The sequence below is a fragment of the Pseudochrobactrum kiredjianiae genome (assembly GCF_030362795.1).
GTDB lineage: Bacteria > Pseudomonadota > Alphaproteobacteria > Rhizobiales > Rhizobiaceae > Pseudochrobactrum > Pseudochrobactrum kiredjianiae.
On the sequence record NZ_JAUCBM010000004.1, the window covers coordinates 126,307 to 141,747 of the forward strand.

Below are 15,441 nucleotides of genomic sequence, written 5' to 3' on the forward strand. Positions count from 1 at the left end.
CACAGAGTACACCGTTCGAGGACGGAATCAGAAACGACTCAGCCGTTTCAGTATTTACCGGTTTAAAGCTTCAGAATTTTGAAGCTCTGCAAACACAGCAGATTGTGTCTTTTAAGCAGATAATCTGCCGGATCCGAAAACGGATCCGGCAGACAGGAAAACATATTAAGCGTTTTCAGCAGCTTCCAGAGCTGGCTCAACAGGAGCTTCAACCTGCGCACCAACGTCGATGCCCATAGCGCCCTGCTGACGCATAATACCGTCCAGAGCAGCCTTAGCAATCAGGTCGCAATAGAGGGAAATCGCACGGGCAGCATCGTCGTTACCTGGGATCGGGAAATCGATCTGGTCAGGATTACAGTTGCTGTCGATGATCGCTACAACAGGGATACCAAGACGCTTGGCTTCCTGAATAGCAATTGATTCCTTGTTGGTATCAACGATGAACATCAGGTCAGGCACGCCGCCCATATCCTTGATACCGCCGAGAGCGCGGCTGAGCTTTTCACGTTCACGTTCCAGAGTCAGACGCTCTTTCTTGTTGTAGCCGTGTGCTTCGCCCGAAAGCAGTTCGTCAAGCTTACGCAGACGCTGGATCGAGTTGGAAATGGTTTTCCAGTTGGTCATCATGCCGCCGAGCCAGCGGGAGTTGACGTAATACTGAGCCGAACGGCCAGCTGCGTCAGCGATGATATCCGAAGCCTGACGCTTGGTACCAACGAAGAGAACGCGACCGCCACGAGCAACAGTGTCCGATACAACCTTCAACGCATTGTGCAGCAGAGGAACGGTCTGGGCCAGATCGAGAATGTGGATGTTGTTACGTGCACCATAGATGAAAGGTGCCATTTTCGGGTTCCAGCGATGTGTCTGGTGACCGAAGTGAACACCAGCTTCCAGAAGCTGGCGCATGCTGAAATCAGGCAATGCCATTGTATTTTCCTTTTCCGGTTGAACCTCCACGGGCTGAGGCACAAATGTGCCACCGGAGGCGTTGTACGGATTTCTCCCGTGCAACGCCCAAATCCCGTGTGTGGAATAATGCGGCTGGTAAACGATGAATGAAAAAAATGCAAGCCCTGACGGCTCAAAAACCATTTAAAGCCGGATCAACGCCCTCATCATCAGATAGAAGACCGCATGTCTGACTATAGCACAGGGAAGCTCCCGCCGGAACACCTGCCCCATAACGGAAACACCCCTGAAACTAATCCGTTATCAAACAGCCTTATAGGCAGGATAATCAGTATAGCCTTTTTGCGCACCGCCATAGAAGGTTGTGTAATCAGGATCAGCCAGCGGCCAACCGTGCTGCATACGCTCGGCCAGATCAGGATTTGCAATATATGGTCTTCCGAAGGCGACCAGATCCGTCAGACCTTCATCCAGAACACGTTCAGCAGTTTCCTGCCTATAACCACCGGCGAAAATCAATGTCCCCTGATAAACCTCACGGAATTCCTTGAGGAAGCTGTACCCTTCTTCTGTCGCCAGAAGACTGCCAGCGTTACCTATATGAATATAGGCCAGATTACGGGAAGATAATTCAGCCGCAAGCGCCAGCCATGTTTCTTTTTCACCATCAAAAGCATGAAGATCAAACAGACGGCTGAATGGTGTGAGGCGGATACCAACACGCGCAGAACCGATACGTGCAACGACAGCATCAACAACTTCGAGTGCAAAACGAATACGCCCAGCAATTGTTGCGCCGCCATAGGCATCTTCACGCTTATTGAGACCTGCATTGATAAACTGCTCAATCAGATAGCCGTTTGCACCATGAATTTCGACACCATCAAAACCGGCTTTGACCGCGTTATCGGCCGCATCAGCAAATTCTTGGGTAATACGGTTTATTTCGTCAGTATTCAGTGCACGCGGAGCGCTGGGCGCGACCAATCCCGGCACACCACTTTCATCAAGCGCGAAGACATTTGAATCTTTTGCAATTACAGCTACCGGTGCAACAGGAGCAATGCCATCTCTTTGCACAGAAACGTGGGAAACACGCCCTACGTGCCAAATTTGCGAGAAAATTTTACCACCTTGCGCATGGACGGCATCCGTTACTTTTTTCCACCCCGCCACCTGCTCAACGGAATAAGCACCGGGCGTATAGAGATAGCCACGCCCCTCATCAGAAATGGGCGTTCCCTCGGAGACAATCAGACCGGCTCCGGCACGTTGACCATAATATAATGCCGTATTGCTATCAGGTACGGTATCAACAGCACGCGCACGCGTCATAGGTGCCATCACCACACGATTTTTAAGATGCAGGCCGCTGAGGTTATAAGAGGAGAAAAGTTCAGACATTATAATACCTTCGTTTGGAAAAATTATCCGTAGCGCCGTAGCGCCTTTGGATTAATCTCAATCACAAAGATATTTATAGTCAGGACTACATAATACAAGGTACGGCAGTTCAATAAAATAAAAAAAGCGACAAATCCGTTTCCGAAAATGCCGCCTTCTGATCGAAATCTATAAACTGCGCCGGATTATTCGCAGGAAGCACCGTCTGCGGCTGGTTTGAACATTTCCAGATTGACCAATGTGCCTTTCATGGAAAAATCACCGTAATCCATATTAAGATCACGGGTCACACCATTGCGATAAAGCTTGAAGTTCACGCGATAAACCGGCAGCCCCTCGTCATTATCTTCATCGTCAAAATAAGCGACGGTCACCGGCCAGCTTTCCTGCTTGGCAACATCACCCATGATTTTAGTTTCATTATCCGCAGGCAGCACCTGCCCCTTGCCGATAACAGCGGTTGTCGCCATCACTTTATTGGCTTCATCCGAACCGTCAAAAATTGAGGTCTGATAAAAAGTATCGCCTTTTTCAGCACGGCTCAGCAGTTCTTCCATATGACGGGTCGGGAATTGCGACAGCACCAGTTTCAAATCCTGCTTTTCAGGCTTGGTCAGCGCCACATCCATCTGCTTTTTGTTCAGCGCTGCATTACCCCGCACTTCTTTAACCAGCTCTTTATCAACAAAGGTCTTGTTGACGAAGCGGAAGCGGTTGCCATCACCGGATTCAAATGTTGTGGTCTGCTGATCAGTCATCCGCTGATCCTGACCTTCCATATCAATACGCGTTACAAAACGAAAATTCGTCGTAAATCCCTCGCAGGATGAGCCATTAAACTCATACACCATGCGCCCGGTTACACCGGCAATGCCCGATTTCTCATCAGCGCGCTCCAGTGTCAGATCGTAAACTGCGCGATGCGGCAGCAGCGTACTTCCCGCAAAAGCGGCCGTGCTCAGTACTGCGGGTAAAACAAAACCAGATCCGAACACAATAGCCTGCAAAATGGGGGCCTGCAAAAAACGCATATAGATTCTCCGATAAATTTATCGCCATGTTAAAATAACTCATGGCGGAAGCGAGGCAAAAATCACAGCTTTTGCTATGCTCCACTGATTCTATCAGTTTCGTATTCATTTTTGTGAAATGCGCGCCATCTATTTTACATAAGCGACCGCAACAATGGACATGCAGAATGAAGTGCAAACTGTTAAAGAATTCCTGCGGTCTCAAGATCGCATCGAAATGACTGAATGACTCATCACGTATCAATAAGCGATGGTGAATTAAAACCGGAAAGAGCGCCATGACATCGACCATTGAAACCCGCCTCAAAGATCTCGGCATCACCATTCCAGAATCCGCAGCGCCTGCTGCAGCCTATCTGCCTTTTATTCAAAGCGGCAATTTGCTGTTCACTTCCGGCCAGCTGCCTTTGAGTGAAGGTAAGCTCGTTTCCAGTGGTCTGGTTGGTCGCGACCTGACCATTGAGCAGGCACAGGACGCTGCAAAACATTGCGCTATTAATGTGCTGGCACAGGCAAAAGCAGCGCTGGGCGGCGATCTTTCCCGTATCGTACGCATTGTCAAAATCACTGTATTTGTTGCGTCTGTCGTTGATTTCACAGATCAGCATGTTGTTGCTAATGGCGGCTCCCAGCTGTTCATCGACGTTCTCGGTGATGCAGGCAAACACGCCCGCTCCGCTGTTGGCATGGCTGGCCTGCCGCTGAATGCACCGGTCGAAATCGAAGCTATCATCGAGGTTGCCTGATTATGAGCGCAACACATCGCGATGAACTGAAGTGGCTTACCCGCCGGCCGATTGCCCATCGCGGGTTGCACGATATGAACAAAAAGGTCTGGGAGAACACTCTTCCGGCCTTTAGTGCAGCGATTGCAGGCAATTACGCTATTGAATGTGATGTGCACCTGACCAAAGACGGCGAAGTCATCGTGTTTCATGATGATGTACTGAACCGTCTTGCCGGTCGTGAAGGTCGCATCTGCGACCTGACACAGGCTGAAGCTCAGGCCCTGACTATTGGTACGACACAAGATCATCCGCCGTCGCTTCGCCAGATGCTTGATCTGGTTGATGGGCAAGTGCCATTGGTGATTGAGCTCAAAGGCATTGAAGGTCAGGACGAAGGTCTGGTTGCCGCCGTTGCCAAAGAGCTGAAGACCTATCAGGGTGAAGCGGCAATTATGTCGTTCGACCATCACCTGATCCGTCTCTTCCGCAGCGATGCACCGGGTGTGCCTGCCGGTTTGACAGCAGAAGGCACAAGTGCAGCCGATATGGAAAAGCACTTTGCCATGCTCGCTTATGATGTGGATTTTGTATCTTACAGCTTCCACCATCTGCCAAATCCGTTCATCAGCTTTTATCAGCAAGTGCTCAGCCGTCCTGTCATTACATGGACAATACGTAGTACCGAAGAAAAAGCCATGAGCGATTTGCATGCACAGCAGATTACATTTGAAGGCTTTGTACCGGATAGCGCGATTGCCTGATATAACAATATCTTACCGGCGCATATTAATATGCGCCGGTATAAATCAGATGTGACCGGAACAGTGGAAATGGTTGATTGCTATGCATAAAGACGCAGAGGAAGAAACCGGCATTATTTTGCGTAACGTCAGTTCGATGCAGAGCTTCAGCCCTGATGAATGGGCACTCTTTGCCGAAACCGGAAAACAGACCGCATCCCTATCCGATGACGACAATCTGCAAATCAATAAATCCTACAATCCGTTTTTGTCCTATGCCTATCTTTCCGCGCTGGAGGATTCCGGCTGCGTGAGCGAAGAGACCGGCTGGTTGCCGTGCCATTTGCGTCTGGAGACGCAACAAGGACGATTGCTCGCCGCAGCACCTGCCTACCTGAAATCCCATAGTCAGGGTGAATATGTTTTTGATCACGGCTGGGCTGAAGCTTTCGAACGCGCAGGCGGGCAATATTACCCCAAGCTGCAACTGGGTATCCCTTTCACTCCGGCGACTGGTGCGCGTCTTCTGACAACGGATTTACCTGCTGCACAACGCGCATTGCTGAGCGGCGCAATTGCCCAATTCACCGATCACAACCAGCTATCATCAGCGCATGTTACTTTTGCGGAAACAGCGGATATTCAGGCGCTGATTGAAGCCGGATTCCTGCATCGTAAAGACCAGCAGTTCCATTTCAAAAACAACGGCTTTCAGGATTATAATGATTTTCTGGAAGAACTTATTTCCCGCAAACGCAAAGCATTAAAACGCGAACGTCGTGAGGCTTTGAGCAATGGTATTTCCATTGACTGGTTGACCGGAAAAGACCTGACAGAAGATATCTGGGATCAGTTTTTCGCTTTTTATATGGATACCGGCAGCCGCAAATGGGGACGTCCATATCTCAACCGTGAGTTCTACTCGCTGATCGGCCAGCGTATGGGCGATGATATTGTGCTGATTATGGCCAAGCGTGATGGTCGCTATATTGCCGGTGCGATCAACTTCATCGGTGGCGACCGGCTGTTTGGCCGACATTGGGGCTGTATCGAAGATCACCCGTTTTTGCATTTTGAAGTTTGCTATCATCAGGCCATTGATTATGCGATTGCGCATAAATTATCAGTGGTGGAAGCTGGCGCGCAAGGCGAACACAAACTGGCGCGCGGCTATGAGCCTGTGACAACCCATTCTGCCCATTATATCAGCCACCCTGCTTTTCGTGATGCCGTGGCGCAATATCTGCGCCGCGAGATCAGCGAAGTCGACATGAACAACAGCTATTATGCGGAACACAGTCCGTTCCGCAAATTCCATCAAACGGATTAGGGAGCATTTTATGACCACGCCTTATGCCAGCGACAATATTTTCGCAAAAATCCTGCGCGGTGAAATTCCGAGTCATAAGATTTATGAAGATGATGATGTCTATGCATTTATGGATGTGATGCCGCAGGGCAAAGGTCACAGCCTTGTGATCCCGAAACAGGGTTCACGCAATCTTCTCGATGCTGACAGCGCCGTATTGGCCAAGCTGATTACTGCTACGCAGAAACTTGCTGTTGCAGTGAAGAAGGCTTTTGCAGCCGATGGCGTTACCATCATGCAGTTCAATGAACCGGCTGCCGGACAGACTGTATTCCACCTGCATTTCCACGTTATTCCGCGCTTTGAAGGCGTGGAACTAACAGGTCATACCGGCAAGATGGAAGATCAGGCTGTTCTTGCTGAGAATTGTCAGAAAATTATCGCAAGCCTTTAATTTACAAGAATTATCTCTCTGCGCATCATGACTATGCGCAGAGATTCACAGGAGGAGTAGCCCTGTCAGAAGCAATGCTTCACCAGTGAGAACGCCGACCAGAATGCGCTGCCCCGCCAACAGAAAAGCGACAAAGCCAAGCACCGCAGAACCTGCCCTCAGCCACATTGGTGAATTCGCCAACTCACCAGTTGGGTAGAGAATGAGCTGGGCAATCACCCCCGCCACCAAGGCCGTCGCCACACAGCGCACCAGCACCAGCGCTTGCGAATCCTCGCGCATTTTACCGCCGACCAGCACACCCAGAAAGCGCCAGATATCCGTCGCCAATGCACCCGCGATTAAGATGAATAAATACGGCCACCACCATGTATCAAAGCTCAGCCAATTCATGATTGAGCCTCTTTTCTGCATAAATTTTGAACATAGAGATGAAACCCGAAGGCGACTGCACCACCGGTCAGACCGGTGAGCAGCAGATCATAACCCGGTGCGATTGTGTGCATGACCGGAAAGATAACCAGTCCGCTCAGCAAAGCCGCTTTGCCTGCCTGCTCACGCGATGAGCGCCACAATGATGTGAGAAAATACATCGGCGTGAGCATGAAAAGTGCAGCAAATAACAACGGTGGAAAATTGGCAGACAGCATATAAATCAGCGCCACCACACAGGCGTTGGTCAGCACCAAGGTCACACCAATACCGGCGAAATAGCTGGTGCGCAGATCGCGCGGAATATGGCGCAACTGCTCCATCGCCATGACCCATGCGGTCACCGCCACAAAGTGCGAGAGAAACAGCAAGGTAATTTTGCGGGAACGCGGGCCTTTCAACTCCGGTAACAGGGCCACAACCATAGGCATCAGACGCACAGAGGACAGCGCCACAGCCAATGCCGCAGCGGCCATTGAACTACCGGCAGAAATCGCGCCTATCAGCACCACTTTGGCAGGCAAAGCCCAGATGGTCAGTGTCATAAACACCGCCTGCCCCATGCTGATACCGCTCTCAATCGCCAGACCGGAAAAGCCGATAAAGGAGCTGATCAGCAACAGTGCCGGTATGCTGAAAATATTCTTCGAGCCACGGCCAAACCACTGCACACGCTCTGAAAGTGTTGAGACGACATCTCCGCTATATGTATCAGCATTATTATCCGCGGTCTGAACACGCGGTACTGACTGGCCTACCGGCAACTGATGATCTGGCATAAGGCTTAACTTACATATGATGACGCTTTTGTAAGCACTATTGTTAATCACCAGTTTTTGCCTTGGCAATGCTGTACAAACCGGTCATTCGTAACCGGCATAAACTCGGAACAGGAAAGCCCGGACGACCTGTTCTATTCAAGACAATTCGGCTATATATCGCGACAGAATGACCACATCAAAGTCAGGGCTGGCAAAACACTCTGCTACAGGATAAATCCTTTATTCAGAGCAGTTTACGTTTAGGTCAACCTTCACTTCTGCCCTTACGCTAACACTGCGTATTAACAGCATATGTATATGCGATCAGAGAGGCTTTTATTTCTATAATATAAAACGCCACGAATTCTTTGTTTAGCGCAGTTTCGAGCGGAAAATCGGCTTCCACTTTCCTGAAACTGCTTACCTCTGAACCCTCCCATTCAGAGATCCTTCGAATATAGGTTTCCCATGCTAGAAGATCGTATCCGCAATTCCTCCCTTCAAGATAAAGTTGTAACGCCCGCTGAGGCAGCTGCCCTGATCAAAGACGGGATGACAATCGGCATGAGCGGTTTTACCCGTGCCGGTGATGCCAAGGCCGTGCCGCTTGCGATGGCTGAGCAGGCTAAAACAGCACCATTTAAGATCACACTGCTCACCGGCGCATCACTCGGCCATGATGTCGATAAGATTCTCACCGAAGCCGGTGTGCTTGCCCGCCGTATGCCATTTCAGGTTGACCGTACCTTGCGTGCCGCCATCAATCGCGGCGAAGTGATGTTTATCGACCAGCATCTTTCTGAAACTGTTGAGCAATTGCGCTCCAATCAGATCGGGCCGGTTGATTATGCGATTGTTGAAGCCATTGCTATTAATGAAGACGGCGGTGTGATTCCGACAACATCCATCGGCAACTCGGCAAGCTTTGCCATTCTGGCGAAAAAAGTGATTGTGGAGATCAATCTCAGCCACCGACTTTCGCTGGAAGGGCTGCATGATGTCTATATTCCAACCAAGCGCCCGTCCCGCGATCCAATTCCGGTCGTTTCCTGTGAAAGCCGCATCGGCACGCCATATATTCCGATTCCGCCCGAGAAAATTGCAGCTATCGTTATCACGGAGCAGTCTGACAGCGCGTCATTGATTGAGCCTGCCGACAGTGAAACCTCTGCCATCGCCTCGCACCTGACGCATTTCCTTGAGAGTGAAGTGGAAAAAGGCCGTCTTGATCTGTCGCTCAATCCTCTGCAGGCCGGTATCGGCACCATTGCCAATGCGGTACTGACAGGCCTTGTCGACAGCCCGTTCAGCGGCTTGCGGATGTATAGCGAAGTCTTGCAGGACAGTACATTTGATCTGATGGATGCAGGCAAACTCAGCTTTGCTTCGGCTTCGTCGATCACGCTCAGTCAGGCTTGCGGTGAGCGTGTGTTCGGCAATTTCGAGCGCTATAAAGATAAGCTGATCCTGCGCCCGCAGGAAATCAGCAACCATCCGGAAGTTATCCGCCGTCTTGGCATTATTGGTATCAATACCGCACTGGAATTCGACATTTACGGCAATGTGAACTCCACCCATGTGGCCGGTACCCATATGATGAACGGTATCGGCGGTTCCGGTGACTTTGCCCGCAACGCCTATTTGTCAATTTTCGTGACAAAATCGGTTGCCAAAAACGGTGCGATTTCCTCGGTTGTGCCGATGGTGCCGCATGTTGACCATACGGAACATGATGTTGATATTCTGGTGACAGAGCATGGCCTTGCCGACCTGCGTGGCCTTGCTCCACGAGAACGTGCTTCTGTGATTATCGAAAATTGTGCACATCCGGATTACCGCCCGCAATTGCGCGATTATTTTGCCCGTGCTTGTGAGCGTGGCGGGCAGACCCCGCATATTCTTGAAGAAGCGATCTCGTGGTATGCTCTGAAAGAAAAAACCGGCACCATGTTAAAGAGCTGACCGGCTTTTTATTTATCTGCCTACTAACAAAAAAGCGCCCGATCAACGGGCGCTTTTCTTTTTTTGTTTTAGCAAATCAGCCTTACTCTTTAGAGCGTGGCACTTTCGGCACGGATGCCGATTTGCGCTTTGGCTCTGCTGTACCTGTTTCGGCGACAGCCTCAGCCTTTGCAGGCTTTTTCTCCAGCTTTACAACCAGTTCTTCTTCCGGCTGTTCTTTCTGTGGTTTAACCGGCTTGGCTTTCACCACATCCAGCACCAGACCAATCTTGCCGTCAGCTTTCTCACCGGTTGTCACCTTAACAGTGCCGCCGTTTTTCAGCTTACCGAACAGCAATTCGTCCGCCAAAGGCTTCTTGATATATTCCTGAATAACGCGACCCAGTGGGCGCGCACCCATGCGTTCATCATAGCCTTTATCGGCCAGCCAGTTGATTGCCTTCTTATCCAGTTCAAAGGTGACGTTGCGATCAGCCAACTGGGCTTCCAGCTGCATGATAAATTTCTGCACCACTTTATGAATAACCGGTACAGGCAACGCACCAAACGGGATAATCGCATCCAGACGGTTACGAAATTCCGGCGTAAACAGGCGGTTGATCGCTTCCATATCGTCGCCTTCACGGCGGGATGAGCCGAAGCCAATCGCAGCTTTTGCCAGATCTGCCGCACCGGCATTGGTGGTCATAATCAGAATGACATTGCGGAAATCAATCTGCTTGCCATTGTGATCGGTCAGACGACCATGATCCATAACCTGCAACAGAATATTGAACAGATCAGGATGCGCCTTCTCGATTTCGTCCAGCAGCAGCACGCAATGCGGATGCTGATCAACGCCATCAGTCAGCAGACCACCCTGTTCAAAGCCGACATAGCCCGGAGGGGCACCGATCAGACGCGATACAGTATGGCGCTCCATATATTCAGACATATCAAAGCGCAGCAGTTGCACGCCCAATGTGCTGGCAAGCTGCTTGGCAACTTCCGTTTTACCCACGCCGGTAGGACCAGAGAACAGATAAGAGCCAATCGGCTTATCCGGCTCACGCAGCCCCGCACGTGCCAGTTTGATCGCAGAGCTGAGCGATTCAATCGCCAGTTCCTGACCATAGACCACGCGCTTGAGATCTTTTTCCAAACTGGCAAGCACTTGCTCATCATCCTTGGAAACAGTCTTCGGCGGGATACGTGCCATCGTGGCAACGGTCGCTTCGATCTCTTTGATACCGATAACCTTTTTGCGCTTGGCTTCCGGCACCAGCATTTGCGCTGCACCACTCTCATCAATCACGTCAATCGCCTTGTCCGGCAATTTACGATCAGTGATATAACGGGCAGAGAGTTCCACAGCCGCAGTCAATGCATCATTTGAGAACTTCACCTTGTGGAAGTCTTCAAAATAAGGCTTCAGACCGCGCATGATCTCAATGGCGTCCGGAATGGTTGGCTCTGGTACATCAATTTTCTGGAAACGACGCACAAGCGCCCTGTCCTTCTCAAAGAACTGACGGAACTCTTTATAGGTTGTCGATCCAATGCAGCGAATCTGACCGGAAGACAAAGCAGGCTTCAGCAGATTGGACGCATCCATCGAACCGCCGGAGGTCGCACCTGCACCGATGACTGTATGGATTTCATCAATGAACAGCACCGCGCCCGGATAATCTTCCAGCTCTTTAACAACCTGTTTCAGGCGTTCTTCAAAGTCACCGCGATAACGGGTACCTGCCAGCAGGCTGCCCATATCCAGCGAGAAGATCGTATCGTTCAGCAAGACTTCCGGTACATCGCCGTCAACAATGCGCTTGGCCAAACCTTCGGCAATCGCGGTTTTACCCACGCCCGGATCACCCACATAAAGCGGATTATTCTTGGAACGGCGGCACAGAACCTGAATGGTGCGGTTAACTTCGCTTTCACGGCCAACCAGACGATCAATCTTACCGGCTTTGGCTTTTTCATTGAGGTTGACGCAATAGGCGGTCAGCGCATCAATTTTCTTCTTGCTGCTTTCTTCATTCTCAGGCTGTGCAGCCTCTTCCTGATCATGCACTTTATCCGGCGTCAGATCATCACTGACACCCGAGCGCTTGGAAATACCGTGCGAAATATAATTGACAGCATCATAGCGGGTCATCTGCTGTTCTTGCAGGAAATAGGCCGCATGGCTTTCCCGCTCGGCAAAGATCGCTACCAGTACATTTGCACCGGTCACTTCATCACGATTTGACGACTGCACATGAATCACCGAGCGCTGAATCACCCGCTGGAAAGCGGCTGTCGGCTTGGAATCTTCATCATAACCGGTCACCAGATTATCCAGTTCGCGGTCGATATACTCAGTCACTGTCTTTTTAAGCTGCACGATATCGACATTGCAGGCACGCATAACCGCACCGGCGTCACGGTCGTCAATCAGCGCCAACAGAAGATGCTCAAGCGTAGCATATTCATGATGACGTTCATTGGCGATTGTCAGCGCCTGATGAAGTGCTTTTTCAAGGCTTTGGGAGAATGTTGGCATGGTACCTCACTTTTTCTCCATCACGCATTGCAGCGGATGCTGATGTTGACGGGCGAAATCCATCACCTGCGTCACTTTGGTTTCGGCAACTTCATACGTAAAGATACCACATTCACCGACCCCGTGATTATGAACATGCAGCATAATGCGTGTCGCTTCATCACGGTTCTTCTGGAAAAAACGTTCCAGCACATGAATCACGAAATCCATAGGCGTATAATCATCATTCAGCAGCAATACCCTGTAGAGGCTCGGCCGTTTTAAGCGGGTTTTTGTCCGCGTAATAACAGCTGTACCATTACCAGGGCCTTTCTGATCGTCTTCATCATTTCCCTGCATAACAGGCTTACCCTGCATAGAAAGCGAAGCCTGTTTTAAACGGTGTGCCGCATTCATTACTGACTATATCCGTCCTGATCGTATCTGTATTTTCTGAAGTCACCCTGCATGACCGTAAAGCCATGCATCGTAGACCTATTATGTAGGTTGAAACGCGGCGATGTTAAGCCCCGCACAATACAAAGCCTGACATGTCCTCATTTCTTTTTAGAGTACCCCGCCTGCCGGAAAAAACCAGCATGAAACACATCTGTTGAGAAAAGTTTTTCGCAAACACAGTGTATGGAATCAGTGCCTCATGAAAAACCGTACCAACATGCAGATTTTACCTGTTCACAACGCCCCGCCACAGCCTGGCATCCAAACAGGCGGCTTATACTTAGCTTTTCACCACCCGTCCCATAACTTCAGTTATTAACAGTTTCAGGACAAAATAGCCGTTTCAAACAGATAAATACGATTTTCAGAGCAAAATAATTCACAAAAGAATATTTTATCCACGCTCAACAGAAAAATAAAGCTCAGAAATTTTTCATTTATTAGCAGGCACTTAACACGACATTGACAGCACAATTAGTACATCTCAACCGGTCACACCGAAAAAAAGCGTCATAAAAATCAAAAAAACATCATGATTTCCCCGTCTATAAACGGATTGGTAAGGCTGTTGGCAATATGATCACGGAAATGTTCGTGGCGTGTCCTTTGCGCCACACCTGAAAATTGGCAGTCCAGGTAGGTAAGTCACCGTGTATCATGCGTTCCGTCACGCCGCATCCGGCATCAAGATTGCGGCCCGTTCATTGTTAACTGTAACAATGGTCGGCGCCTTATCTCTTACCATCGTAACCGATGCAGCGCAGGCGGCGAAGAATCCTTCACGTCATGCCGCAATTGTGATTGATGCCAATACCGGTAAGACATTGTTTGCTGAAAGCGCCGATGCCAAACGCTTTCCTGCATCACTTACCAAGATGATGACGCTTTATATGGTGTTTGAGGCCATGCAGGCCGGACGCATCAATAAAAACTCAAAAATTCCGTTCTCCCAATATGCATCGTCCCGTCCGCCGACAAAAATCGGTGTGGCTGCAGGCCAGACCATTACGGTGGAGGACGCCATTATGGCACTGATTACCCGCTCTGCGAATGATGCGGCAGCGGCGCTTGGTGAATATCTCGGTGGTTCAGAACAACGCTTTGCACAGATGATGACAGCGAAAGCCCGTCGTCTCGGCATGCGCTCGACAACATTCCGCAATGCTTCGGGTCTGCCTAATCCGAACCAGCAGACCACCGCTCGTGATATGGCTATTCTTGGCATTGCCCTTCGCCAGCACTACCCGCAATATTACGGTTATTTCGGCCGCACCAGCTTCCAGTTCCGCGGTAAGACCATCAATGGTCACAACCGTCTGCTCGGCCGCATTGAAGGGGTAGACGGCATTAAAACCGGCTATGTGAATGCTTCCGGTTATAATCTGGTGACTTCTGTTAATCGTGATGGTCGCCGTATTATTGCGGTTGTTATGGGCGGCAGCAGCGGCGCTTCCCGCGATGCCACAATGACACGTCTCATTCAGACGCATCTGCCAAATGCAGTTCCTTCCCGTCGCGGCAGTGATGCGTTGCTGATGGCTCGTAACGATGCACCTGCTGCACCTGTTGTGGCTTCGGCTCCATCTCCTTTGCCGCGCGCAGTGCCAATTCCAGCTGAACGCGCAGATCAGCCGGTACTTGTTGCAGATGCTTCAGGCTCAACCGGCAGCGCTCAGGATGCCATCAGCGCGGTTATTTCCCGTCAACCACCAGTTCCGGCTCAACAGCCTGAAATGCTGGCACTGGCATCACCAACACCACGCCCGAATGTTCCGGCTTCTACTCAGCTGGTGGCAATTCCGACACCTAAAGCGGCAATTCCAAATGTTGATCCGGTCACGACTGCATCAGCAAATACAGCTGCGGCGCGTATGGGTCTTGCTCCTAAACCTGTTGCAGCGGTTCGTAATGAGCCAATCGCAGTTCCGCAGGAAAACACTCGTCAGCCACAGCCTGCTCAAACCGCTGTTGCCATGGCTGCTGCAAGTGATGTTTCCGGTGCATGGGCTATCCAGATTGGTTCCCTGCCGAGCGAAAATCAGGCGCAGGAAATGCTGAATAAAGCAGCTCAGCAGGCAGGCAGCTCTTTGCGCGCCACCTCGCCTATGACTGAAACATTTAACAAAGGTAGCAACACATTCTATCGCGCACGTTTTGTCGGCTTTGAGACCAAAACTGCTGCATGGGATGCCTGTGATGCCCTCAAAAAGAAAAAATTCAGCTGCTATGCAATCGCGCGTTAAGGCGTGTGATAAAAGCGTAGCCGTAAATTGTATCGCGGTTACGCAAGAGAAAAAGTGCCAGAGCATTGTGTAATATTCCGGAAGTAACCGGTCATGCTCTGTCACAGTGTAATATCCGAGATTATCCGGTTGTGTGTTTAACCGAATAGTCAGTCTGGCAGACCATCTGCAAACCCAATGAGTATTGTGTAAAGGGTTTACAATGTCGAATATGCTCAACCTGTTCGGTTTCACGAATGTTGATCCGGTTGAATCCGACCACCAAAAATCGGGCAAAACTACTTTGCTCAGTGTGCATGCTTTGCGCAGTGCCGCTGCCCGTCTTGCAGATCTTCGTGCAGACGGCGCCTCGCTGAATACCCGTGAATTTGTTGGCCTGCTGGTCTGCAATGCACAGCGCAGCCGTCGCATCAGCCTGCCGGAAGCTTCTCTGCGCATTGCGACAAGCAATGTTAACGGACGCACAGCAATCCGTATTAAACTGCGCTAAAAACGAT

The 15,441-nt window shown here is 50.3% G+C and carries 14 protein-coding genes; 7 read left to right on the plus strand and 7 right to left on the minus strand.

The genetic code is table 11. The annotated features are described in order from the left end of the window. Positions 1–165 precede the first annotated feature (165 nt). The 3 genes from rpsB to QUF18_RS10060 all read right to left on the minus strand — a co-directional run bounded on the left by rpsB (position 166) and on the right by QUF18_RS10060 (position 3,350). The gene (rpsB, locus tag QUF18_RS10050; protein WP_289386924.1) at positions 166–933 is read right to left on the minus strand and encodes a 30S ribosomal protein S2; all 768 of its coding nucleotides are present in this window, start codon (positions 931–933) and stop codon (positions 166–168) included. Between the two features lie 285 nt (positions 934–1,218). Then, positions 1,219–2,319 (minus strand): alkene reductase, encoded by a 1,101-nt coding sequence (locus QUF18_RS10055; RefSeq protein ID WP_289386925.1) that lies wholly within the window; start codon positions 2,317–2,319, stop codon positions 1,219–1,221. Positions 2,320–2,504: 185 nt separating this feature from the next. Continuing rightward, on the minus strand, positions 2,505–3,350 hold the full coding sequence (locus QUF18_RS10060) for a cell envelope integrity EipB family protein (protein ID WP_289386926.1): 846 nt from the start codon (positions 3,348–3,350) through the stop codon (positions 2,505–2,507). A gap of 278 nt (positions 3,351–3,628) precedes the next feature. Here QUF18_RS10060 and QUF18_RS10065 point away from each other — a divergent pair, with 278 nt between their 5' ends. The 4 genes from QUF18_RS10065 to QUF18_RS10080 all read left to right on the plus strand — a co-directional run bounded on the left by QUF18_RS10065 (position 3,629) and on the right by QUF18_RS10080 (position 6,581). Continuing rightward, entirely contained in the window at positions 3,629–4,096 is a 468-nt protein-coding gene (locus QUF18_RS10065) for a RidA family protein (protein WP_289386927.1), read from the plus strand. A 2-nt stretch (positions 4,097–4,098) separates the two neighbouring features. After that, positions 4,099–4,839, plus strand: a complete 741-nt coding sequence (locus tag QUF18_RS10070) for a glycerophosphodiester phosphodiesterase (RefSeq protein WP_289386928.1) — start codon at positions 4,099–4,101, stop codon at positions 4,837–4,839. Positions 4,840–4,921: 82 nt separating this feature from the next. Then, entirely contained in the window at positions 4,922–6,148 is a 1,227-nt protein-coding gene (locus QUF18_RS10075) for a GNAT family N-acetyltransferase (protein WP_289386930.1), read from the plus strand. Between the two features lie 10 nt (positions 6,149–6,158). After that, positions 6,159–6,581, plus strand: a complete 423-nt coding sequence (locus tag QUF18_RS10080) for an HIT family protein (protein ID WP_289386931.1) — start codon at positions 6,159–6,161, stop codon at positions 6,579–6,581. A gap of 45 nt (positions 6,582–6,626) precedes the next feature. Here QUF18_RS10080 and QUF18_RS10085 read toward each other — a convergent pair whose 3' ends face one another. Further along, complete coding sequence (locus tag QUF18_RS10085) at positions 6,627–6,974, minus strand: AzlD domain-containing protein (protein WP_289386932.1); 348 nt, start codon at positions 6,972–6,974, stop codon at positions 6,627–6,629. Further along, positions 6,971–7,627 carry an AzlC family ABC transporter permease gene (locus QUF18_RS10090; RefSeq protein ID WP_289387167.1) on the minus strand — a complete coding sequence of 219 codons (657 nt, stop codon included), beginning with the start codon at positions 7,625–7,627 and terminating at the stop codon, positions 6,971–6,973. The genes QUF18_RS10085 and QUF18_RS10090 overlap by 4 nt, the downstream gene beginning before the upstream one ends. Positions 7,628–8,242: 615 nt before the next feature. Between QUF18_RS10090 and scpC the strand changes: the two genes are divergently transcribed. Continuing rightward, the gene (scpC, locus tag QUF18_RS10095) at positions 8,243–9,736 is read left to right on the plus strand and encodes a succinyl-CoA:acetate CoA-transferase ScpC (protein WP_289386933.1); all 1,494 of its coding nucleotides are present in this window, start codon (positions 8,243–8,245) and stop codon (positions 9,734–9,736) included. Between the two features lie 82 nt (positions 9,737–9,818). Here scpC and clpA read toward each other — a convergent pair whose 3' ends face one another. Together clpA and clpS are read right to left on the minus strand one after the other, a co-directional pair. After that, positions 9,819–12,263, minus strand: coding sequence for an ATP-dependent Clp protease ATP-binding subunit ClpA (gene clpA, locus QUF18_RS10100; RefSeq protein WP_289386934.1), 2,445 nt, complete (start codon positions 12,261–12,263; stop codon positions 9,819–9,821). Between the two features lie 6 nt (positions 12,264–12,269). Further along, positions 12,270–12,620: an ATP-dependent Clp protease adapter ClpS gene (gene clpS / locus QUF18_RS10105; protein ID WP_374806922.1), complete on the minus strand. Its 351-nt coding sequence runs from the start codon at positions 12,618–12,620 to the stop codon at positions 12,270–12,272. Between the two features lie 731 nt (positions 12,621–13,351). On the opposite strand from clpS, the gene QUF18_RS10110 reads away from it, so the two are divergent. Then, positions 13,352–14,944 carry an SPOR domain-containing protein gene (locus tag QUF18_RS10110; RefSeq protein WP_374806864.1) on the plus strand — a complete coding sequence of 531 codons (1,593 nt, stop codon included), beginning with the start codon at positions 13,352–13,354 and terminating at the stop codon, positions 14,942–14,944. A gap of 202 nt (positions 14,945–15,146) precedes the next feature. Further along, entirely contained in the window at positions 15,147–15,434 is a 288-nt protein-coding gene (locus QUF18_RS10115; protein ID WP_289386935.1) for a hypothetical protein, read from the plus strand. Positions 15,435–15,441: the final 7 nt, after the last annotated feature.